1 pseudogene is annotated in these 264 nt (G+C 37.1%); it reads left to right on the top strand.

The features are described from left to right. Window positions 1-264 (top strand): annotated as a pseudogene (locus tag GUI70_RS23555) (hypothetical protein); the annotation flags it as partial.

The following is a 264-nucleotide window of genomic DNA, read 5'->3' as shown; positions in this document are numbered from 1 at the left end:
CACTAAATCAATCGGGAGAACAAGGGAATGCGATAACGTCACATCAAATGCAGTCAGGAAAGCAATTAGACGATATGCATAAAAAGAATGATAAAAGTGGAACAGTGACAGAAGGTAAAGATACGCTTCAATCATCGAAGCATCAATCAACACAAAATAGTAAAACAATCAGAACGCAAAATGATGATCAAGTAAAGCAAGATTCTGAACGACAAGGTTCTAAACAGTCACACCAAAATAATGCGACTAACAAAACTGAACGCC

Origin of the sequence: Deinococcus alpinitundrae (assembly GCF_009982895.1) — a bacterium.
GTDB classification, from domain to species: Bacteria; Deinococcota; Deinococci; order Deinococcales; family Deinococcaceae; genus Deinococcus; species Deinococcus alpinitundrae.
This window is presented reverse-complemented; position numbering and strand designations above follow the sequence as displayed.